The organism is Bradyrhizobium sp. G127 (genome assembly GCF_021502575.1).
Taxonomy (GTDB): Bacteria; Pseudomonadota; Alphaproteobacteria; order Rhizobiales; family Xanthobacteraceae; genus Afipia.
Genome location: NZ_JAKFGN010000002.1, coordinates 598604 through 620131 on the forward strand (window position 1 = coordinate 598604; position 21528 = coordinate 620131).

Below are 21528 nucleotides of genomic sequence, written 5' to 3' on the forward strand. Positions count from 1 at the left end.
CATCAAATGCGCCGGGCTATAAGCTCAGAAATGCAGATCAAACTCGCCTTCAGCCGCAATAAGGATTCGCCATGGATGTTCGCGCCGCCGTCGCCACCGCTGCCGGCAAACCGCTCGAGATCACGACCGTTCAGCTTGAAGGCCCCCGCGAGGGTGAAGTCATGGTCGAGATCAAAGCGACGGGCGTATGTCATACCGATGAATTCACCCTGTCGGGCGCGGACCCGGAAGGCCTGTTTCCCGCGATCCTCGGCCATGAAGGCGCAGGCGTCGTTGTCGATGTGGGCCGCGGCGTCACCAGCGTGAAGAAAGGCGATCACGTCATTCCGCTCTACACGCCGGAATGCCGCCAGTGCCCCTCGTGCCTGTCGCGCAAGACCAATCTCTGCACCGCGATCCGCGCCACGCAGGGCCAGGGCCTGATGCCGGACGGCACCTCCCGCTTCTCGCTCGGCGGCAAGCCGATCCATCACTACATGGGCACCTCGACCTTCGCGAATTACACCGTGCTGCCGGAAATCGCGGTGGCGAAAATCCGCGAGGACGCGCCGTTCGACAAGGTCTGCTACATCGGCTGCGGCGTGACCACCGGCATCGGCGCGGTCATCAATACCGCGAAGGTCGAGCAAGGCGCGAAAGCCATTGTGTTCGGCCTCGGCGGCATCGGCCTGAACGTGCTGCAAGGCCTTCGGCTTGCCGGCGCGGACATGATCATCGGCGTCGACATCAACAACGACCGCAAGGCGTGGGGCGAACGCTTTGGCATGACGCATTTCGTCAACCCCAAAGAGGTCGGCAAGGATCTCGTCCCCTATCTCGTCGACATGACCAAGACCAAGGAAGACCAGATCGGCGGCGCCGACTACACCTTCGACTGTACCGGTAACGTCACGGTGATGCGTCAGGCGCTGGAAGCGTGCCATCGTGGCTGGGGACAGTCGATCGTGATCGGCGTCGCGCCCTCCGGCGCCGAGATTTCAACCCGCCCGTTCCAGCTCGTCACCGGCCGCGTCTGGAAAGGCACGGCGTTCGGCGGCGCTCGCGGCCGCACCGACGTGCCGAAGATCGTCGACTGGTATATGCAGGGGAAAATCCAGATCGATCCGATGATCACCCATGTGATGCCGCTGAACGACATCAACAAGGCGTTCGATTTGATGAAACGCGGCGAGTCAATCCGGGGCGTAGTGACGTTCTAGGTTCGTCATCGCTGAACGCCTTCGTCATTGCGAGCCAACGGGTCGGCGCTAAAACGTTTACGCGTGTCTTCGACGCGCTACGGCGCCGCCCGATGCACTCAGTCATTGCTCGTCATTCCGGGGGGCGCCTCTTGGCGCAGACCCGGAATCCATGATTGCGAAAACCGGTTAGTGGCCGTGGATTCCGGGCTCCCGAACATGCGCGCCCACTTTTCAGTTGCGGATCGGTATTTGAGTGTCTTACTTTTCAACCTAGGGGCGAGGCGTTTGTAATCCTCACTTGGTGAAGCGTTTTGAGGCGCTGCCATCACGCGATGCTATGCATCGCGGTGAATGTCGTCGCTTCCGAGCGTGGACCATTCGATATTTGCGACTTCCGCTAATTCTACAGGGCAAGTTTTCTACGCCCGAGTCTCAAGTTCAGCCCAAATAAAAGGAAGGCAGTGCGCTTCGCCGCAGAGTTGTGGTGGTGTGCATGCGGGAGAGGTTTGTCCTACTGTAATGCAGGTGTTTCCGCCAAAGGCGCAGCACATGCCGGACAAGAAGAAGACGACGCAGGGGGGAAAGCGAATGACCAAGAGCGGGTCCGCAGCCAGGCACGCCGGTGAGCCTTTGGACAAGGTGACCGGACAGCAGAGTCCTTCGCCGGAAAGTTCGAAACCATCACACGAGGACCATGGGAAAGCGGCGCCGGTGTTTGGCGAAGCGGCGCTGAATGCGGCTTTTGCCGAGTTCCGGGGGGCACCGAATACATCAGGCACGTTTGGCGCTGCGCCGGGCGGTTCATCGCAAGCTAAACATCACGCTGGCGGAGCGCAGGGACAGGCGATCCCGCCGCCAAAAACGGTTGCGCAGGTGCTCGGCGAAATCACCTGGCTGATGACGCAAAGCCCGCGTCACAAATCAATCCCGCTGGGCGATCTTGAATGGCTGGTGATGCCCGCCATCCTGCTCAAGCAGTTTCGCATGTTCTACAATGGTGAGCAGCCGGTCGGTGTCGCGCTATGGGCGCTGGCCGACGATTTCGTGGCCAAGCGCATTGATGCCAACGACCGGCGGCTGACTGCGGTGGAATGGAAGAGCGGTCCGCATCTCCGCATCATCGAACTGGTCGCGCCGTTCGGTGGCGAAGGGGAGATGCTGGAGCAGGTTGCGGCAGTACGGCCGGTGATATGATGACTCTTCGAGGTTGAGTTGATGAGTTTGTCAGGATCGCGTCCAACGCTAATCGCGAATCTCTGCGCGCTCGTTGTAGCTTTCACTGTAATCGCAGTGGGAGCCTACATTGTGCACGAATGCTTTGGATACTATCGTATGCAAGACATTTGGGCGTTTCTGGGCCCTGCTATCGTGATGTTCATCATCCGTAATAGGATATTTTCCTTCTGCTTTCTGGCTCTCTACGCCGCGCTATTCATTCAAATGTTTTATCAAGCTAGCCTTATTCATCATGTTCCTGAAGCATGCGGCGGCAAGCATGATCCCCTTGGATATATGGCGCTTTTTTTTGTTTTGTCGGTAGTTTGCTTGGCCGTCTATCCGTTCGCCGCTTTGGCAAAATTCATAATTACCGCAGTCGCATCCAAAGAATAAGGGGAAGACATGGCAGATTACTCCCTAACCATTGCCATCTCCTATCTTGGCTTCAGTCCAAATTTTTCACCTGGGCACGCTGCGGTAGTTGTCAATACGCCGACCGGGCAGACATATGCGGGCTTAGGACCCCTCAACGATGGCACGCAAGTTCTTGCAGCAAGCGTAGCCCGGATGAAGCGCAGCGCAATCCGGGGCATGCTCAGTCGTATTGATCCCCGATTTCGCTTCGCTCCAAAGTGATTTCCCGCTTCGTCATTCCGGGCTCGCTTGCTGCGCTCGCGCCCCCGGAATGACGATCCCCCTCTTGACATGCCCTGATCTAGGAATATAGTCCGTATCGTCCTGTTCGTGAGGGGCGCTTCTCGAGGGCGTTCGTCAAGCGGAGCAGGATGCGGCGCCTGCGCGTGTGTTTCGCAAACACCACGCCCGGGAGGCTGGGGTCACCGTCCGGGCCAACTACGTGGCTCTGCCGTCAGCGGCTGGACGAGGACAGGATGAAGGCGGGGAAATCCCGCTGGATCAGAGACGCGCCGCGCTCGTCCTGTCCCGGAAGTACGGTCCTCTCGCCCAAAATCGCCGCAATGGAGCGCCGTGAGGCGATGCGCTTCCGGAGAACCATTCGCCTCGCAAGCGGATGCCGGCAGCGAAACAAGACAAGGTGCGCCTCGCGGCGCTCCATGCCCCTCATTGTTGGGAGGGGAAACTACAAGCGCAACTCGCGCGATGCGCGAGAACGATGGCGCGTGCGCGAATGGAAGTGGCTGTCTGAAAATTGAATCGGGAAGCTGACGTGATACACGCTGTCGCATCATCCTCAATCGTCGTCTCCGTGGCGATCGGATGAGAGATCGTGCGGAATTTCAACGCGCAAAACTCACACCGCGAGCCAGCAGGAAGACCGACAGGAACCTCAGAAAAACTCTTCCGGGCATGGATCGACGATCTGCCAGAGATCCGTGCCGTTCTTGATCTTCTTCATCTCGGTGGTGAGGCCGCCGTTGCGGCTGATCCAGGCCTTCACGGGCTGAGGGTAATAGGACATCAGGTCCGACGTCCCCTCGTTGCTTGTCACCTTGATGCCGAAGGTGAAGGCCTTGTCGTAATAGGCCTGATGAAAGCCGAGACTGGCGCGTGGCGTCACGCAGATCTTGTTCATCGGCACGATGCCGAACACCAGCGTGCAGGCCGAGTTGCAGATGCCGTCAATGATGACGCGCTCGCCCCGCGCCCGGATGCGCTGGTACTTCGCCTTGTATTCCTCGACATAGCCGCCGTGGTCGCGGGTGATGCGCAGGTCCGCATGCGCCGGGCCGCTCAACGCGATCAAAATCGTAGCTGGAACCCAAAATCGCATGTCGGAAATGGCCTAGCATCGACGGGACGGAACGGAACGGATGACGCCCAACTTTGGCTTTGTTGTGTTGGAATTTCGTTAAGGGTGATGAGTGGCGCAAGGATGGCGCCGTTCGAATTTCGTTCGAACGCATTGTAAATTGAAACGATGCGTCATGGCCGGTCTGAATTGCGTCGGCATAAGAGTAGCGAGCGAGCAACGCAGGTGATAACGTCAAATACCAAGCCGGATTACATTCGCCCCTTATCGTTTTGAGATTATTGCTGTTATGCCCTCGCCTGACACCTCGCAATTGCTGACGTTTCGCTGCCCAAAAGAACTCGAAGGTCTGTTGCCGCCGCCGATCCCCGCGGCGCAGGGCTTGCCGGATTGGCTGAAAACCATGCCGCAAGAGGTTTCGAGCGCTATTATGGGCGGGCAGAACGATACCGTGAAGCGTTGCCCGCCCTTCGTAGACGCGATGACGTCGGGTTTTCTGATCCCGCTCATCTGCGATATAAAGTTCGAGGACGGTGAGTTTACCTGGGATAACGATTTGCCGCCATGTGGTACGGTCGATTTCCCTCGCTCTCCGCTGGGGCTGCACGACAGTACCCAGCTTACCGGCTCGCCGTTGTTCGAACCCGACCGTTTCGTGATCAAGTTTCACAACCTCTGGACCATCGAAGCACCGGCGGGCTATTCCCTGCTGATCACGCATCCCGTCAACAGGTTTGATTTGCCGTTTACGACGCTGACGGGATGGGTCGATTGCGACAACTATCGCGATGGCTGGATTCATTTTCCGGCGCGTTGGCGCGACACGAATTTCAGCGGCGTACTGCCGAAAGGAACGCCGGTCGCTCAATGCTTTCCGATAAAGCGGGAAACATGGAGTTTGCGAACCGCGGTTTTCACGGAAGAGGACACGCAGCGCACGCACGATCTCATAGGCCTGATGTCCCGCGAGGCCGGCGTTTACCGGCGTCAATTTCGGGCCTGATAACAGTCAATCGTTTCGGACGCGTAAAAAATTCAGCGTCGAACTTGGCTGCAGGAAGATTCGCCCATGCGATGTGGATACCATCGCCATGACTGCATGAGCAGCCAAGTGGCTCACCCCGTGGGTGGCCGTGCGCAAGAGCGCTTCCGCTTCCTCATGCTGCCGGAGTTCCAGCAAGCATTTCGCCAGACGGAGCCGCGTATCGTCCAGCGGCTTGATGGCCAGCGCGCGGCGATAGAGGTCCGCGGCCCGTCCGTAATCGCCATCCCATATCACCGCCATCGCAAGAGCCAGCAAGGCATCATGATGCGTCGGCTCCGCGGCGTGAACTTTCGCAAACACCTCCCGCGCCCGGATACGCTCGTTGCGTTCCGCCAGAGCATGTCCCAAGGCAAGTTGCAGATCGGCCGATTGCGGCGCGAATGTCAGCCCGCTCTCGGTGACGGCCATCGCCTCGTCAAATTGTCCGGCCTTGCGCAACTGGAGCGCGAGTTCGACAAACGCCGGAATGTAGTGCGGTCGTCGGGCCACGGCGCGTCGCAAATGATCCAGCGCTTCGTCCCTGCGGCCGACAGCGGCGAGCATGCCCGCAAGCAAAGTTTCGATCGACGGCTCATCGGTCCTGCGCGCAAATTTGGCCAGGTGCACGATGGCCTCGTCGAGACGATTTTGCGCCAGAAGGGCGCGGCCAAGGATTTCTGCGGCAAACGTATTGCCGCGGTCGGATTTCAGGACTTGCGACGCGAGTTGCTCTGCGTCCTCAAGTTGCTGCATCTGCAATGCCAGCAACGCCTTTGCGAGCGCTGGCGGGGGCGGCCTGTTTCGTTCCGGGAAAGAGCTTTTTGACATCGGTTTCATAAGGATCGCTGGCGCGCTACGAGAAATTCGAATTCCCGCCCCTCGGAATCGCAATCCGATGCCTTATCCGGCCGAGCCCAGAGCGCGTGACGGCTTCAATAGGTTAGACCGGATCACCGCGCAACCCACTTGCACAGTCTCGGTGGTCACCCGATGGTACGGGCTTAAGGACGTATCCAGGAAACCACCGAAGCCGCGTGTTACTGCTTGCGCAGCAGGCTTTTGCGCCATGCCACGCGTTTCGATGCCCGCTGCATTCGGACTTCGGTGAGTGGCGGTTGAGCATAATCTGTCCGGCCAAATGCCCCAGACGCACTTATTTTCTGGATTTGTTACTGACTTTTCAATCATCCTGCCGCCGCGTCACTCCGGGCTGCGTCCCGGCGCAGACCCGGAATGACGGTGAAACAAGCGCAGCCAAGGCGAGCGCAGCGAAAGTCGAAACGACTCACGCCACGCGCCGGACCAGGCGGCCGACTCACTTCTTCGGGCGTACAGCGTCCGCAGTGCCCTGAATGAAAGCGGTAATCTTCACAACGTCATCCTCGCTCAGCTTGCCGCTGAAGTCCGGCATCCCCTTCTCGACATGCGGTCCCTTGAACACGAAGTTCTTGAGATTGGCGATCGTCTCGGCGCTGACGTAGCCGAGATTTCTCACATTGCCGCCCTTGTCCACGCCCGGCACGCCATGACACGTGGCGCAACTGCTGACGTACAGCAGCGTCCCGGGCCCAACGTCCGCCGGATCGTATTTCACACCGGCAACCAGGTTTTCCATCTGGTACTTCGTGATCGGCGGCAGCGGCGCCTTTCCGCCAATCGCGAACGTATAGACCGTGCCGGGATTGTCGGCTTCGGTCGCGCGTTGCGTGATGCCGAACACACCACCCCACCCGACCGCGACCGACACATATTGCACGCCATCAAGCATGTAGGTCGACGCTGCCGCGACGACGCCGGTGCCCGTCGGCGATTCCCAGAGCTTCTCGCCGGTCGTTGCGTTGTAGGCGATGAAGCGGCCATCGGCCGTTCCCTGAAACACGAGATTGCCGGCAGTGGTCAATGTCCCGCCATTCCACGGCGCGACATATTCCTGTTTCCACGCCTCCTTCTGCTTCACCGGATCCCACGCGATCAGCCGGCCGAATGGCAGATTTTTCGGCGGCGTCGCGTTCAGCGCAAAGCCGGTGTTCCAGCCGGTGTTGCCGCCGAATTCGCCGGGCTTGTTGGCATTGTGCTTCCAGTCCTTCAACGGAGTGAGATTCAGCGGCACGCCCTGCGCCGGCAGATAGACCAGACCCGTCATCGGATTGAACGACATCGGGTGCCAGTTGTGCGCGCCAAACGGACCCGGAATACTGTCCATGCCCTTTTCGAGATCGCGCGCTTCCGCAACCTCGACCGGACGTCCGCTTGAATCATAGCCGGTCGCCCAATTCACATCGACGAAATTCTTGGCCGAGATGAACTTGCCGTTGGTGCGATCGATGACGAAGAAGAAGCCGTTCTTCGGCGCGTGAAGGATCACCTTCCTCGGCGCACCGTCGATCGCGATGTCGGCCAGGATCATCGGCTGGGTCGAGGTGTAGTCCCAGTGGTCGCCGGGGGTTTCCTGATAGTGCCAGACGTATTTTCCGGTGTCGGCGTTCAGCGCGACAATCGATGCCAGATAGAGATTGTCGCCGCCCGCGGGACTGCGCAGATGACGATTCCACGGCGATCCATTGCCGGTGCCGATGTAAACGAGGTTCAGGTCGGGATCGAACGTGATGGTGTCCCATGCCGTCCCGCCGCCGCCGTTGATCCAGTACTTGCCCGCCGGATCCCAGGTCTTGGCGGCCTTCTCCATCGATTCATCTTCGAAAGGCTTTGACGGATCGCCGGGCACAGTGAACCAGCGCCACGCCTGATCGCCGGTTTCCGCGTCATACGCGGTGACGTAACCGCGCGCGCCGTATTCCGCGCCGCCATTACCGATCACCACCTTGCCGTTAACAACGCGCGGCGCGCCGGTGATCGTGTAGGAGTGCTCCTTGTCGATGAGCGTGTCTTTTTCCCAGACCTTCTTGCCGGTCACGGCGTCGAGCGCCACGAGCCGTCCATCATAGGAGCCGACAAAGACCTTGCCCTTGTAAAGCGCAACACCGCGATTGACGACGTCGCAGCACCCCTTGAAGCCGATCGAGCGAGAGACTTGCGGATCGAAGGTCCAGATCTTCTTGCCGGTGCGCACGTCGATCGCGTGCACCACGCTCCATGATGCGGTGACGTACATGATGCCGTCGACGACCAGCGGCGTCGCCTCGACGCCACGCGACGATTCAAGATTGTAGGTCCACATCAGACCGAGATTCTTGACGTTCTCGGTGTTGATCTGATTCAGCTTGCTAAATCGCGTCTCTCCGTAATCAAGACCGATGGTCGGCCAGTCGTTCGACGTCGCAGCGTTGGCCTTGATGGAATTCTGATCGACCGCGGACGTCACCGCCTTGATATGATCGGGCGACCCCTTCGGCGGCGATTGCGCGGAGACCTGCGAGACGATGGCAAGTGTCGCGACGACGGACGCGACCGTCAAAAAACCCAGCGGCGGGCGCTGGGTTTGGGCATTCGTAGAAAATTGTCGGCGGGCATTTGTGCTGGCAAGACGTATCATGCATTCCTCCCGATGGCCTCTAACGGGCCTGCGAGAATGTTAGACGCAATCCAAAAGCCGTCAACGAAACCGTGTTGCGCATTGCAACGAAGCGTCATCGAATCTCGCAGCGCACACCCGAACGGCGCCCCTCCGATCTCTATTTCCCTCCCCTCACACGTCATCAGGGCGCAGTCAGGCGGACAATATCCGGTTCCGTAACCATCGGCGCGCGGCTATGCTGGGACCGAACGATTGGGCGACGTTGGTTGAAAGGAAGGACAACCATGCGTTTCGTGCCGCGCGCCTTCACCGACACCGCAGATCAGATGAGGCGGCGCGATTTCATTGCACTTGTTGGCAGTGCGATGGCATGGATGACCCCGGCCGGCGCGCAAACCATGCCGGTCATAGGATATCTTGGGTCCGAAACCCCCGAACGCTACAGCAGCCGCCTCAATGCCTTTCGCAGCGGCCTCGCAGAAGCCGGTTATGCCGAAGGGCGCAATGTCGCGATCGAGTTTCGATGGGCGGAAGGTCAGTACAGCCGGTTGCCGGCACTCGCAACGGATCTGGCCAGCCGCCAGATAAATGTCCTTGTCGCTGCGGGCGGTGCTGAGGTGGCGCTTGCGGCAAAATCGGCAACCGCGACGATTCCTATTGTTTTCGAGATGGGTGGCGACCCGATTGCACTCGGCGTGGTCGACAGCCTCTCCCGGCCGGGAGGCAATCTCACCGGTGTGTCGAGCCTGAGTGTGGAGGTTTCGCGCAAGCGCCTGGAGTTCATGCGCGAGGTGCGCCCGGGCACCAACGTGTTCGCGGTCGCCATCAATCCCACCAGTCCCACCTCACACTCCCAACTGAAGAACCTCCGTGCCGCGGCCGACAGTCTGGGGGTGGAGCTGGTTGTCCTGAAAGCCAGCAACGAACAAGAGTTCGACAACATGTTCACAACGGTGCACGAGACGCATGCGGGTGGACTTGTTTTCAGCTCCGATCCCTATTTCGCCTACCGTAGCCAGCAACTTGCCGCGCTCGCGGTCCGTCACGCCGTGCCTGCGATGACACAGTCCCGCGACTTCCCACTCGCTGGCGGCCTGATGAGCTATGGCGGTGATTTCGCTCAGTCGCACCGTCACACCGGTATCTACGCCGGCCGTATCCTGAAGGGAGAGAAGCCTGCCGATCTGCCGGTGCAGCGGGTCACCAAAGTCGAGCTGTTCATTAATCTGAAGTCGGCCAATGCCCTCGGTATCTCCCTGCCGCCCTCGATACTGAGCAGCGCTGACGGAGTGATCGAATGATCCGGCCCGCTGGCCACCGCGCGGGCTGATGCCATGGCCGATCCGCTGATCGCGCCGCACTCTTCATTGTTCAGGAAATATTTTCGCGCGCTCTTTGCAGCCGCCGTTGTGCCGCTTCTGATCGCGGGCGGAAGTGAGGCGTGGTTCGGCTATCACGACCAGCGCGCCAGACTGAACGATCTCCTGAACGCTGAAGCCCGATTTGCGGCCGTAAACATCCAGGATTTCATTGAGGGAATTCGGGACCAGCTTGTCTGGACCGTGCAACTGCCATGGTCCGACGATACGGGCGAAAGGCGCCGGCTCGACGCCCTGCGCCTGCTCCGCCAGGCACAGGCCGTGGAAAACCTCAGCCTTGTCGATGCCACCGGGAGAGAACGCCTGTTCGTGTCACGCATCGGCCTGAACAGGATCGAGAGTGGTGATGACCATTCCGAGAAGCCCGCTGTGATAGGAGCCCGTTCAGACCGGATCTGGTATGGGCCGGTCACATTTCATGATGGCTCGGAGCCCTTCATGACCGTGGCCATCGCGGGTAACCGCTCGGCCGATGGGGTGGCTGTCGCCGAGGTCAACCTCAAGTTCATCTGGGAAGTGATCTCGGGGATTCGGGTGGGACGCACCGGCGAAGCATTCGTGCTCGACCGGCCGGGACGCCTCGTTGCTCATCCGGACATCAGCCTTGTCTTGCGAGCCGACGAAATCGCCCAGCGACCGCTTCAGACCTTGCGGGCAGCCATTCTCGCACGGCCCGGTCAGGCCGCGGCCGGTCAGGATATTTCCGGAACGACAGTATTGGCGGCGATGGTGCAGATTCCGGGCGTCAACTGGAGCGTCATCGTCAAGCAACCGATCGCCGAGGCATTCGGGCCGATCTACGCCGCCCTTTGGCGTACAGGAGCTTTGCTCATTGCCGGCGCCGCGCTCGCGGCAATGCTGGCCTACTGGCTGACCCAACGCATGGTGGGACCCATACAGTTGCTGGAGGAAGGAGTCGCCCGAATAGGCGCAGGGCAATTCGACCACCGCATCAACCTTGCAACGAGTGACGAATTCGAGCGTCTTGCAACCCGGTTCAACGAGATGGCAAGCGAGTTGGCGGTTTCGCAGGAACGCTCCGAACGCATAAGCCGGCTCAAGCGCTTCCTTGCGCCACAAATTGCAGAACTGATTGACCGCACCGGTGACGACAGCGTTCTCGACGGGCGGCGCGTCGAGGTGGTCGTGGTGTTCTGCGATCTGCGGGGCTTCACCGCATTTTCGGTTCGCGCCGAACCTGAAACCATCATGGCCGTGCTGCGCGAATACTATGATGCGCTCGAAAGGGTCGTGAGCGCCCATGAAGCAACGCTGATAAACTTCTCCGGTGACGGAGCGATGGTACTCGTCAACGCGCCGGTTGCCGTGTCGGATCCGGCGTTGCGCGCCGTCAACATGGCGGGCGACATGCAAAGGAGCGTACAGAAACTTCTGGCGCACTGGCGCGCGCTGGATCACCAGCTTGGCTTCGGCGTCGGGCTGGCGATGGGACCGGCCACAGTCGGGAGGATCGGATCCGAAGGGCGCCTTGACTACAGCGCGATTGGCAGCGTCGTGAATCTGGCATCGCGATTGTGTTCGAGCGCGGACGACTCTCAAATCCTGATCGATCGCGTCACAGCTCAGGCGGTGAGATCGAGCATACCTCTGGTTGAACTGGATGCGCGGACGCTGAAAGGCTTCGACGAGCCCGTTCCGGTATTTTCCGCCGTCATTTGAAGGAAGTGCGCAGACTTCCGTCCAGCGAAGTTTGGCGCGCTCCGAGAGATTCGAACTCCCGACCCTCGGAATCGAAATCCGATGCTCTATCCAGCTGAGCTAGGAGCGCTGAGGGCCGCACCATAGCCAAGGATGGCATGAAATCCACCCCGAAATGGTGCGGAAAGCCGCTTTTCCGAAATCCACCGGTGGCCCGCCTCTTCGATGGACAGTCTCACCGGGCAGCAGTACTGGCCGCGTCTGTAATCATCTGGCCGAGTTCGACGAAGTGGCGCTTGCGCGGCGAGCTTTTCCGCCATGCAAGGCCGATGACCCGCTGCGGTTCCGGATCGGCGAATCGCATCAGGTGAATATCGCCATGCCGGGTTTCGAGCGGCACCGCGATTTCAGGCAGCAGAGTCATGCCGAGGCCGTTCGCCACCATCTGCACCAGCGTCGAGAGACTGGACGCGCCGAACGTGTTGATGTTCTCGACCCGCTGCAGGTTGCAGAAGGCCAGCGCCTGATCCCGCATGCAGTGCCCCTCCTCCAGGAGCAGAAGTTTGTCACCCTCGAGCAGATCCGGCGTGGCGCGGACATCGTCCGACATGCGATGCGCCGTCGCCATGGCCAGCAGGAAGCGATCATCGAACAGGCGCACCGTCTCGACGTCGGGATGCTCGACCGGCAGTGCCAGCAACAGAAGATCGAGTTCACCATCGACCAGTTCGCCGACCAGCGACTGGGTCTGCGTCTCCCGAATATGAAGATCGAGATCGGGAAAACCGTCCCTGATTTTCGGCAGCAGCCGCGGCAGGATGTAGGGCGCCAGCGACGGAATGACGCCGAGGGCCAGCGGGCCGGACAGCACGTCGCCCTGCCGCCGCGCGGCGTCGACAATGTCGCGCACGTCCGCAAGCACCCGCGCGGCGCGCTGCGCGATTTCCCGGCCGCCTTCCGTCAGGATGACGCCATTGCGGCCCCGCTCCAGCAGTTGGACCCCGAGGGACCGCTCAAGCTCCTGAACCTGCATCGACAGCGCTGGCTGGCTGATGGCGCAATGGGCGGCCGCCTTGCCAAAATGGCCCGACCGGGCCACGGCGTCGAAATACTTGAGTTGTTTCAATGAAACCATGATCAGTTTTTCTTATCCAGAACGATTATTAATACGATTAGACCTGATTGAAAAGTGCCCTTACCTTACGGAACTGCCTTCGGGAGGTGTTCCCAAGACTTGGCAGCCGCGCGCCTTGACCGCGCGGCGCCTGTCCCAGCCGCCGGCGACTATGGAAACAGCGAGGCATCGTTCCTGCGCTGAGAAGGGCCGCCGGGACATCGTCGCAACGCCTTCAGGAAATCATCGTAAAGAACAACCCAAACAAAATTACAGACCGGAATCGGAGAGCAAGATGGACGCAAAGACTGACGATAAAGGCGCGGGCAAATGCCCAGTTGTTCATGGGGCCGGCGCCGGCACATCCAACAGGGACTGGTGGCCGAACCAGTTGCGCGTCGACCTGCTAAACCAGCATTCATCCAAATCCGATCCGCTGGATCAGACGTTCAATTACCGTGAGGAATTCAAGAAGCTCGATTACGAGGCGCTGAAGAACGACCTGCGCAAGTTGATGACCGACTCGCAGGACTGGTGGCCGGCCGACTTCGGCAACTATGGTCCACAATTCATCCGCATGGCTTGGCATAGCGCGGGGACATACCGCATGGGCGATGGCCGCGGCGGCGGCGGTCGCGGCCAGCAGCGCTTCGCTCCGCTCAATAGCTGGCCCGACAACGTCAACATCGACAAGTCGCGTCGCCTGCTGTGGCCGATCAAGCAGAAATATGGGCAACAGATTTCCTGGGCCGATCTTTTTATCCTTACCGGCAATGTCGCGCTCGAGACGATGGGCTTTCGTACCTTCGGTTTCGCCGGCGGCCGCGAAGACGTTTGGGAGCCGGACCAGGACGTCTACTGGGGCCGGGAGACCACTTGGCTCATCGCCAGCAACGATCCCAACAACAAACACAGCCGTTATTCCGGTGAACGCGAACTCGAAAACCCGCTCGCAGCCGTTCAGATGGGCCTGATTTACGTCAACCCGGAAGGTCCGGACGGAAACCCTGATCCACTCGCGGCTGCAAAAGATATCCGGGAAACCTTCAAGCGCATGGCCATGAACGATGAGGAAACCGTCGCTCTCATCGCCGGGGGTCATACCTTCGGCAAGACGCACGGCGCGGCGGCTGAATCCTACAAGGGAGCGGACCCTGAAGCCGGAGACCTTGAAGCACAGGGTTTCGGCTGGACCAGCAGCTTTGGCACCGGCCACGGCGCCGACGCCATCGGCAGCGGCCTGGAGGTCACCTGGACGCAGACGCCGGCGCAATGGAGCAACCACTTCTTCGAGAACCTGTTCAAATTCGAATGGGTGCTGGAGAAGTCTCCGGCCGGTGCGAACCAGTGGGTGGCCAAGGATGCCGAGGATGTCATCCCCCTCGCGCATGATTCGTCGAAGAAGCAGAAGCCGAAGATGCTGACGACCGACCTGTCGCTGCGCTTCGACCCGGCCTACGAGAAGATCTCGCGGCGCTTCCTGCAGAACCCGCAGGCTTTTGCCGAGGCGTTCGCACGGGCCTGGTTCAAGCTGACGCATCGCGACCTCGGCCCGCGCTCGCGCTATCTGGGTCCGGAGGTGCCGAGGGAAGAACTGATCTGGCAGGATCCGGTGCCTGCCGTCGATCATCCCCTGATCGATGACGCTGATACTGCCGCGCTCAAAGTCAAGGTGCTGGCCTCAGGTCTCAGCGTGTCAGAACTGGTCGGCACCGCTTGGGCCTCGGCTTCCACCTTCCGCGGCGGTGACAAGCGCGGCGGCGCCAACGGCGCGCGCATCCGCCTCGCCCCTCAAAAGGACTGGGCGGTAAACCAGCCGGAGCAGCTTGCGAAGGTGCTCAAGGTTCTGGAGCGTATCCAGTTCGAGTTCAATCAGGGTCAGAGCGCCGGCAAGAAAGTCTCGCTTGCAGACCTGATCGTGCTCGCAGGCAATACCGGGGTCGAGCAGGCTGCGAAGGCAGCCGGTCACAATGTGACGGTGCCGTTCGCGCCGGGCCGTACCGACGCTTCGCAGACGCAGACCGATGTGGAAGCCTTCGAGGTGCTCGAACCGATCTATGACGGTTTCCGTAACTACCAGAAGGCCCGATACGCGGTACCTGCCGAAGCGCTGCTGATCGACAAGGCCCAGCTTCTGACGCTCACCGCGCCAGAGTTGACGGTGCTGATCGGCGGTCTGCGCGCGATTAACATCAATGCCGATGGCTCCGCCCACGGCATCCTGACTGATCGACCCGGCGCGCTAACGAACGACTTCTTCGTCAACCTCCTGGATATGGGAACGCAGTGGAAAGCGGTCTCCGAGGCCAAGGACATTTTCGAGGGCGTCGATCGCAAAAGCGGCGCAGTGAAATGGACCGGCACGCGCGTCGATCTCGTGTTCGGCTCGAATTCGGTGCTGCGCGCCCTGGCCGAAGTCTACGCCAGTTCGGATTCCAAGGAGAAGTTCGTGAACGACTTCGTGAAGGCGTGGACCAAGGTGATGAACGCCGACCGCTTCGATCTCGCCTGATTTTGCGCAGGCAAAGCGACACACTCCGGCGCGGCTCACGCGGCGCCGGAGTTTTTTTTCAAGAGAGCCTCATCCCACAGCGCTGAAATGATCGCGTCCAACCCGTCGGTCAAAGCCGCAGGCCCCGGCTGCAGAATCAGCGGCGATTTGATCTCGACGATCCGGTTGTTACGCACGGCAGTGATAGCGTCCCATCCCGGGCGCTGACGGATTTTGTCGGGCACAACTTTCTTTCCGCACCATGAGGCAAGAATGACATCCGGGTTTGCCGTGATCACAACCTCCGGCGCGACAATACGATCCTTCGCGGCCTTCTCTTTGGCAAGCTGCGGAAAAACATCCTCGCCGCCGGCGACTGAAATCAGCTCGGACACCCAACCGATCCCACTGATAAGCGGATCGTCCCACTCCTCGAAATAGACTTTCGGCCGCGACGGTCGCGCGCGCGCGGCTTCGGCGACATCGGCAAGCCGTCGCTCGAATTGCGACGCGAGTTCATCCGCCTTCCCTGCCTCACCGATCAGCCCGCCCAGCGTGCGGATCATCGCGAGAATTCCGGCAACGTCGCGCTGGTTGAAGACATGCACCGCCACCCCTGCCCGCACCAGATCGGCGACGATGTCCGCCTGCAAATCGGAAAACGCCAGCACGAGATCGGGCTCCAGCGCGAGCACCTTGGGAATGTCCGCGGAGATGAATGCCGAGACGCGCGACTTCTCACGCCGCACTTGCGGCGGCCGTACGGCGTAGCCCGACACGCCGATGATGCGATCCTGCTCGCCCAGCAGATACAGCGTCTCTACGGTTTCTTCGGTGAGACACACGATCCTGCGCGGAGGAAAAGGCATGCTGGGGGTCTCGGCAATCGGCGCACGATCGCGCGTCAGGCTCTGACTACGCCGGGACCGCGCTCATGCCAATGCGGCCGATGCCGGGAATCTTGATCGCCGGCCGGCGCACGTCGACACCGAGGACCGCGCCGAGGACGTTCAACTCGACACCTTCCAGCCAGCCGACGGTGACGCCGAGATAGCCGCCAAGCGTCGCGCGAAGGCCGGTGCCCGACGGCGTCCAGCCGAACCACGCGCCGTCATAGGGATAGTCCTTGCCGATGGCGGTCGGCGGCAGCACCGCCTGCATCTCGGGAACGGCATCGATAATCGCGGCGACGAAGGTGTTCGAGTTCGGCCCGGGCCACGCGCGGTAGTCGCCGAGGTTGCGGTACTTGTAGCTGTCGATGGCGGCTCGGATTTTCGGAATGAGGACCGCGGCTCTCTCGCCGTCGGCGCGGAAAACTTCTTCGGGGGCCTGCCCGAACCAGCGCCCGTCCGCGACGAAGCCGTTGACGCGGATCGGCTCGCCCCACGCCGTGTAATCGTAGCGATTGTATCGCGATGCGCCTTTGTCCTTGAACACGATCCAGGAATGGACCGCGACGATGCCGCGCCAGCGCACCGTTCGCGCGGCATAGATCCGCACCAGCGCATCCGGATGCGCCGACGCCTGCGGCAGCACGCCCGCGCTGGACCGATCCGCCGCATACCAGTTCGCGGAGGCGCGATCGCTCAGAAAATAGGAGGCGGCGGAGACGCCGATGGGCGCGAACAACAGGAACAGAAAAGCCGTCAGAACCATCTTCCACAATCTCATCGCGCACCGCTCGCCGGCATACTCTGCCTGTTGCGTGCCTAGAGAATGGTAACGGCAACCGATGGATTCAATGGCCGCCGGGCCGGTCAGGCCCCGGCGACGTTGAAGACGTCCCCGTCATAGCCGGCTTCGATAGGAATGCGCAGGCGCGTGGTTCCATCCTCGTTCCGGCTCATCTCCGGAACCACCGTCACCACCGGCGTCGTCCGCGCAAAGTCCATCGCCGCCTGCGCGGTTCCAAGCTTGTCGAGCTTGATCAGGTTGCGGATGGTCGGGAACGGCAGATTGAAGCGGCCCGACGCGGCGCTGTCGAGCGCCTCTTTCGGCGACAGCCAGACCGAGTCCACAGATTCCTTGCCGTCGTGCTTGCCGATCTGATCGGCGGGCGCGAGCGCCAGCAGGAAATGCGTGTCGAACCGCTTCGGCAGATTCACTGGCGTGATCCAGTGCGCGAACGGCACCAGCAGATCGATTGCGGGCAACAGCGCATGCTGGTGCAGTATATCCGCGAAGCTGACCTTGCCTTCGTCCAGCGCCGTGCGCTGCCGGTCAAGCACCGCAAGCTCAGCTCCGGGGATCAGCGCGGAAGAGCCGCGCTGACGCGCAAGCATGATGCCGCTCTCCTCGAATGTCTCGCGAATGCCGCCGATACGGATCGCCGCCGCATCGGCATCCAGCCCGCCCCGATCCGACACCAGCGCTGCATCGGCAGCGATCTCGCGATCGCCGGGGTCCATGGCGCCGCCTGGAAACACCAGCGCGCCGGAACTGAACTCGATCTGGCGATTCCGCTGCACCATGAAGATTTCCATGCCGGGGCCGCTCTCACGCAGCAGCAGCACGGTGGCCGCGGTGCGCAGCGCCTTCGACGGATCCGATGTGGTGCTTCCGCTCATGACAGATTGGCCCGCTTGTCGACGCGCGCGACGCGCGACAACAGATAGTCCACTTCGCTGCGCGCCAGCGTGCTCATGCTGGAGCCCGGCTTGCGCTGCGCATCGGAGGCAATCTTGCCGCGCTTCTTCAGGACGTACTTGCGCACGGCAAGACCGACACCGGGCTGCTGCTCGTAACGGATCAGCGGCAGATGCGCATCGAACAGATCGTGCGCGGCATCGCGCTTGCCGGCCTTGGAGAGATTGACGACATCCACCAGCAGATCGGGAAACGCGTAGCCGGTCATCGCGCCGTCCACCCCGCGCTCCATTTCGAAGTCGAGAAACAGGCCGCCATTGCCGACGAGGATCGACAAGGGTTTGAGCGAGCCATCCTTCTGGAATCCGCGCAGCGTCGAGATCTTTTCCAGTCCCGGCCAGTCCTCATGCTTGAGCATCACGCAGGACGGACTGTCCATGACGATCTTGCGGATCACCGACGGCGTCATGACCACGGTCAGCGTCAGCGGATAATCCTGCAGCACCCACGGCACATCGGAGCCGACGGCCTCGGTGGCCTGACGGAAATAGCCGAGAATCTGTTCGTCCGTGCGCAAGTGCGGCGGCGGCGCGATCATCACGGCGGCGGCGCCCGCATCCATCGATGCGCGCGCCAGCGTGCGCATCTGGGCAAAGCCCGGCGCGGACACGCCGACGATGATCTGCTTGTCCTTGGCGCGCTTGATGAAACGGGTTGCGACCTGAAGCGATTCATCGGCTTCCATCTTCGGCGCTTCGCCGAGAATGCCGAGCACGGTGACGCCATTGCAGCCGACCTCGGCGTAGAAGTCCGTCAGACGATCGATGGAATCGTAGTCGATACGGCCGTCGTCGAAGAACGGGGTCGGCGCGATGGCAAAAGTGCCGCTCGCCTCATGGGTCAGCTTCATATGTCAGGTTTCTTTCGTCGGCTGGAATCTGCGGACTGCCTTTATAACTGGCTTCCGGACAAAATAACTGGCTTCCGGACAAAAATCTCGCTTCGGCCTTCACGGTCAGGCGAGGACCGTCTTGCCGTTCCTGATCACGGTGACATTGCGGCTTTTCACGCGACCCTCGAGCGAGATCACGTTGCCGTCCTTCCACAGATCGAACGACACCGTCTCCCCCGGAAACACCGGCGCGGAGAAGCGCACCGCATGTTGCCTGAACGCGACCGGGTCGTAATCAGCGTAAGTCTGCAACACCGCGCGACAGCTCAAACCATAAGTGCACATGCCATGCAGGATCGGACGATCGAATCCGGCCTTCTTCGCAAATTCAGGATCGCTGTGCAGCGGATTACGGTCGCCGCACAGCCGGTAGATCAGAGCCTGATCCGGCCGCGTTGAAATATCGACACTCAGGTCCGGGGCGCGTTTCGGAATCGGATGCGGCTCGGGCTGACCCTCAGATGGGCCGCCGAAACCGCCATCGCCACGCGCGAACTGCGAGGCTACCAGTGTCGCCAGATCCTCGCCCTTGTCGTTCTTCAGCACGGTCTTGCGCAGGATCACCGCGCCCTTGTCCTTGCCCTTGTCGAACACGCCGAGGATGGTCGAATCCGCGGTGATGTTCGCCTGCACCGGCAGCGGCCTGTGGAACGTGATGTCACGCTCGCCATCCACCACCATGACGCGGTTAACGTCGATCGGACCCGCGGTCGCGCCCCACGCGGCGACCGAGGCATAGGTCGGCACCACCTTCAGTTCGCGCGGCGTGTAGTAGCCCTCATTGACGAAGGACAATTCCTTCTGATCCATCGGATCGGCGCCCATGCCGATACCGTAGGCGTAGAGCATCACTTCGCGGTCGGTCCACGAATACTTCTGGCCGACATTCTTGAGCGCCATCACCTCATCGTACTTGATCGGCATCTTGCCTCCTCCCGCATTCTTTTTATAGCGTGGGCCGTCACCCTGAGGTGTGAGGCGCGTAGCGCCGAGCCTCGAGGGCGACGGAGATATTGCGTGTCAAGCCTTCCTTCGAGGCTCGCCGCGAAGAGCGGCTCGCACCTCAGGATGACGCGAGTGTAAAGAACGGCAGCGGCGCGCCGTCGGTCGGCTTGAACACCACTTTCACGCGCTGGCCGATTTTCAAGGCCGTCAGATCGCAATCGACGAAATTCGTCAGCAGCGACGGGCCTTCATCCAGCGTGACGTAACCCACCGCATACGGCCCGGTCGGTGATTTTCGCATCAGGCTGTAGCTGTAGATCGCGCCCTCGCCCTTGCTCTCTTCCCATTCCGTCTTGTCCGAGAAACAGAACGGACAAATCGAGCGCGGAAAGTAATGCGGCTCCTTGCAGGCAAGGCAGCGCTTGATGAGAAACTTGCCCTGCTTCGCGGCTTCCCAGAAATGCGCCGTCTCAGGATTGCCCACGGGCGCTGGATATTTCGGCTTGTCAGTCATCACACACGCTCCAGAATAGCGGTCGATGCCGCATGCCGCACACCCAGCAATCCGCCGGTGCCGTGCACCAACGCCAGATCGCAATTCGGAACCTGAACCTTCGGATGCGCCTCGCCGCGCAACTGCCGCACCGCCTCGATGATCTTGGTGATGCCACCGCGATTGATCGGATGGTTGTTGCACAGTCCGCCGCCGTCGGTGTTCCACGGCAATTTTCCGACGCCGGAAATCAGGTTGCCGTCGGCAACGAACTTGCCGCCGTCGCCCTTCTTGCAGAAACCGAGGTCTTCAAGCTGGATCACCACCGTGATGGTGAAGCTGTCATAGATCGACGCGTACTTGATGTCCTTCGGCGTGACGCCCGCCTCGGCAAACGCGGTCGGGCCACTCCAGACACCGGCGGAGTATGTCAGATCGAGGTTGCGGCCGCCGTTCGGCCCCTTGTTCGATTCACCGTGCCCGGTGAGACGCACCAGCGGACGCTTCAGCGACTTCGCAATCTCAGGCGTGGTGACGATCACCGCACCGCCGCCATCGGACACAACGCAGCAATCCAGCCGATGCAGCGGGTCGGAAATCATCGGCGAATTGACAACGTCCTCCACCGTGACGACATCGCGCAGCATCGCATGCGGGTTGTATTGCGCGTGATGGGACGCCGCGACCTTGACCCACGCAAGCTGTTCGCTGGTGGTGCCGAAGTCGTGCATGTGGCGCATCGCGCACATGCCGTAAGCGTTGTGGGTGGTCGGCCCATAGGCGAGTTCGAAATCCATCTCGGGGCCATAGGCGCGCGGCGGCATCGGACCGGTGCGCGGCTTGCCGGCCAGCGTGATCAGCGCGACGGAACATTTGCCGGCGGCAATGGCTTCCGCGGCATGGCCCAGCGCGATGATGTAGGAACAGCCGCCGGTTTCGGTGGAGTCCAGATGGCGCAGCTTGTTGAGGCCGAGATAATCGGACATCTGCCAGATGCCGCCCGGCGCATCGCCGGCGCAGAAATAGCCGTCAATATCGGCCCTGGTCAGGCCGGCGTCGTCAAGCGCGCCCTTGGCGACCTCTGCGTGAAGCTGGGCTGTCGATTTGTCGGGTGCGTGCCGGGTCGGATGCTCGTAAATCCCGGCGATGTAGGCCTTGTTCTTGATTGTCAAAAGATGTCTCCGCTGGAAGTCTCCCGCGGAATATCTCGCGCGCCTGCGCCGGCTTGGCAAGCATCTTGAGTTTCGCAGGGCGAACGAAGGCGATCTGCGAATACCAGCAT

18 protein-coding genes, 2 tRNA genes and 1 pseudogene are annotated in these 21528 nt (G+C 61.1%); 7 read left to right on the forward strand and 14 right to left on the reverse strand.

From position 1 onward, the window contains the following. The first annotated feature begins 71 nt into the window (after positions 1-71). From LVY71_RS14795 to LVY71_RS14805, 3 genes are all read left to right on the forward strand, one after another. Positions 72-1199 carry an S-(hydroxymethyl)glutathione dehydrogenase/class III alcohol dehydrogenase gene (locus LVY71_RS14795; protein WP_235100621.1) on the forward strand — a complete coding sequence of 376 codons (1128 nt, stop codon included), beginning with the start codon at positions 72-74 and terminating at the stop codon, positions 1197-1199. Between the two features lie 333 nt (positions 1200-1532). Further along, positions 1533-2375 (forward strand): toxin-activating lysine-acyltransferase, encoded by an 843-nt coding sequence (locus tag LVY71_RS14800; protein WP_235100622.1) that lies wholly within the window; start codon positions 1533-1535, stop codon positions 2373-2375. Between the two features lie 138 nt (positions 2376-2513). Then, positions 2514-2792: a hypothetical protein gene (locus LVY71_RS14805; RefSeq protein WP_235100623.1), complete on the forward strand. Its 279-nt coding sequence runs from the start codon at positions 2514-2516 to the stop codon at positions 2790-2792. Between the two features lie 913 nt (positions 2793-3705). Here the strand turns inward: LVY71_RS14805 and LVY71_RS14810 are convergent. Next, positions 3706-4149, reverse strand: a complete 444-nt coding sequence (locus LVY71_RS14810) for a hypothetical protein (protein WP_235100624.1) — start codon at positions 4147-4149, stop codon at positions 3706-3708. A gap of 268 nt (positions 4150-4417) precedes the next feature. Here LVY71_RS14810 and LVY71_RS14815 point away from each other — a divergent pair, with 268 nt between their 5' ends. Next, the gene (locus tag LVY71_RS14815) at positions 4418-5131 is read left to right on the forward strand and encodes a hypothetical protein (RefSeq protein ID WP_235100625.1); all 714 of its coding nucleotides are present in this window, start codon (positions 4418-4420) and stop codon (positions 5129-5131) included. A gap of 6 nt (positions 5132-5137) precedes the next feature. On the opposite strand, the gene LVY71_RS14820 is transcribed toward LVY71_RS14815, so the two are convergent. The 4 genes and pseudogenes from LVY71_RS14820 to LVY71_RS14835 all read right to left on the reverse strand — a co-directional run bounded on the left by LVY71_RS14820 (position 5138) and on the right by LVY71_RS14835 (position 8645). Beyond that, positions 5138-5662, reverse strand: coding sequence for a tetratricopeptide repeat protein (locus LVY71_RS14820; RefSeq protein WP_235100626.1), 525 nt, complete (start codon positions 5660-5662; stop codon positions 5138-5140). A gap of 177 nt (positions 5663-5839) precedes the next feature. Next, positions 5840-5989, reverse strand: a pseudogene (locus tag LVY71_RS23055) (hypothetical protein); the annotation flags it as partial. A 9-nt stretch (positions 5990-5998) separates the two neighbouring features. Next, positions 5999-6075, reverse strand: a tRNA-Arg gene (locus LVY71_RS14830). A 392-nt stretch (positions 6076-6467) separates the two neighbouring features. Beyond that, entirely contained in the window at positions 6468-8645 is a 2178-nt protein-coding gene (locus tag LVY71_RS14835; protein WP_235100628.1) for a PQQ-dependent dehydrogenase, methanol/ethanol family, read from the reverse strand. Between the two features lie 308 nt (positions 8646-8953). Between LVY71_RS14835 and LVY71_RS14840 the strand changes: the two genes are divergently transcribed. Then, positions 8954-9928 (forward strand): ABC transporter substrate-binding protein, encoded by a 975-nt coding sequence (locus LVY71_RS14840; protein WP_235101511.1) that lies wholly within the window; start codon positions 8954-8956, stop codon positions 9926-9928. A gap of 33 nt (positions 9929-9961) precedes the next feature. Continuing rightward, positions 9962-11686 carry a cache domain-containing protein gene (locus LVY71_RS14845; protein ID WP_235100629.1) on the forward strand — a complete coding sequence of 575 codons (1725 nt, stop codon included), beginning with the start codon at positions 9962-9964 and terminating at the stop codon, positions 11684-11686. Positions 11687-11718: 32 nt separating this feature from the next. On the opposite strand, the gene LVY71_RS14850 is transcribed toward LVY71_RS14845, so the two are convergent. Both LVY71_RS14850 and LVY71_RS14855 read right to left on the reverse strand, forming a co-directional pair. After that, positions 11719-11795: transfer RNA gene (locus LVY71_RS14850), tRNA-Arg, on the reverse strand. Positions 11796-11900: 105 nt separating this feature from the next. Beyond that, entirely contained in the window at positions 11901-12800 is a 900-nt protein-coding gene (locus tag LVY71_RS14855; protein ID WP_235100630.1) for a hydrogen peroxide-inducible genes activator, read from the reverse strand. A gap of 274 nt (positions 12801-13074) precedes the next feature. Between LVY71_RS14855 and katG the strand changes: the two genes are divergently transcribed. Then, the gene (katG, locus tag LVY71_RS14860) at positions 13075-15291 is read left to right on the forward strand and encodes a catalase/peroxidase HPI (RefSeq protein WP_235100631.1); all 2217 of its coding nucleotides are present in this window, start codon (positions 13075-13077) and stop codon (positions 15289-15291) included. Between the two features lie 35 nt (positions 15292-15326). On the opposite strand, the gene LVY71_RS14865 is transcribed toward katG, so the two are convergent. From LVY71_RS14865 to LVY71_RS14895, 7 genes are all read right to left on the reverse strand, one after another. Then, on the reverse strand, positions 15327-16139 hold the full coding sequence (locus tag LVY71_RS14865) for a cobalamin-binding protein (RefSeq protein WP_235100632.1): 813 nt from the start codon (positions 16137-16139) through the stop codon (positions 15327-15329). Between the two features lie 46 nt (positions 16140-16185). Continuing rightward, positions 16186-16926 (reverse strand): DUF3750 domain-containing protein, encoded by a 741-nt coding sequence (locus LVY71_RS14870; protein ID WP_235100633.1) that lies wholly within the window; start codon positions 16924-16926, stop codon positions 16186-16188. Positions 16927-17027: 101 nt separating this feature from the next. Next, a complete protein-coding gene (locus LVY71_RS14875) occupies positions 17028-17837 on the reverse strand; it encodes an NUDIX hydrolase (RefSeq protein ID WP_235100634.1) in 810 nt (269 codons plus the stop codon). Next, entirely contained in the window at positions 17834-18766 is a 933-nt protein-coding gene (locus tag LVY71_RS14880) for a dihydrodipicolinate synthase family protein (protein ID WP_235100635.1), read from the reverse strand. Before LVY71_RS14880 ends, LVY71_RS14875 begins: the two co-directional genes overlap by 4 nt. A 105-nt stretch (positions 18767-18871) precedes the next feature. Beyond that, entirely contained in the window at positions 18872-19732 is an 861-nt protein-coding gene (locus LVY71_RS14885; RefSeq protein ID WP_235100636.1) for a MaoC family dehydratase, read from the reverse strand. A gap of 139 nt (positions 19733-19871) precedes the next feature. Next, complete coding sequence (locus tag LVY71_RS14890; RefSeq protein WP_235100637.1) at positions 19872-20267, reverse strand: Zn-ribbon domain-containing OB-fold protein; 396 nt, start codon at positions 20265-20267, stop codon at positions 19872-19874. After that, complete coding sequence (locus tag LVY71_RS14895) at positions 20267-21418, reverse strand: thiolase family protein (RefSeq protein WP_235100638.1); 1152 nt, start codon at positions 21416-21418, stop codon at positions 20267-20269. The genes LVY71_RS14890 and LVY71_RS14895 overlap by 1 nt, the downstream gene beginning before the upstream one ends. Between the last annotated feature and the right edge of the window lie 110 nt (positions 21419-21528).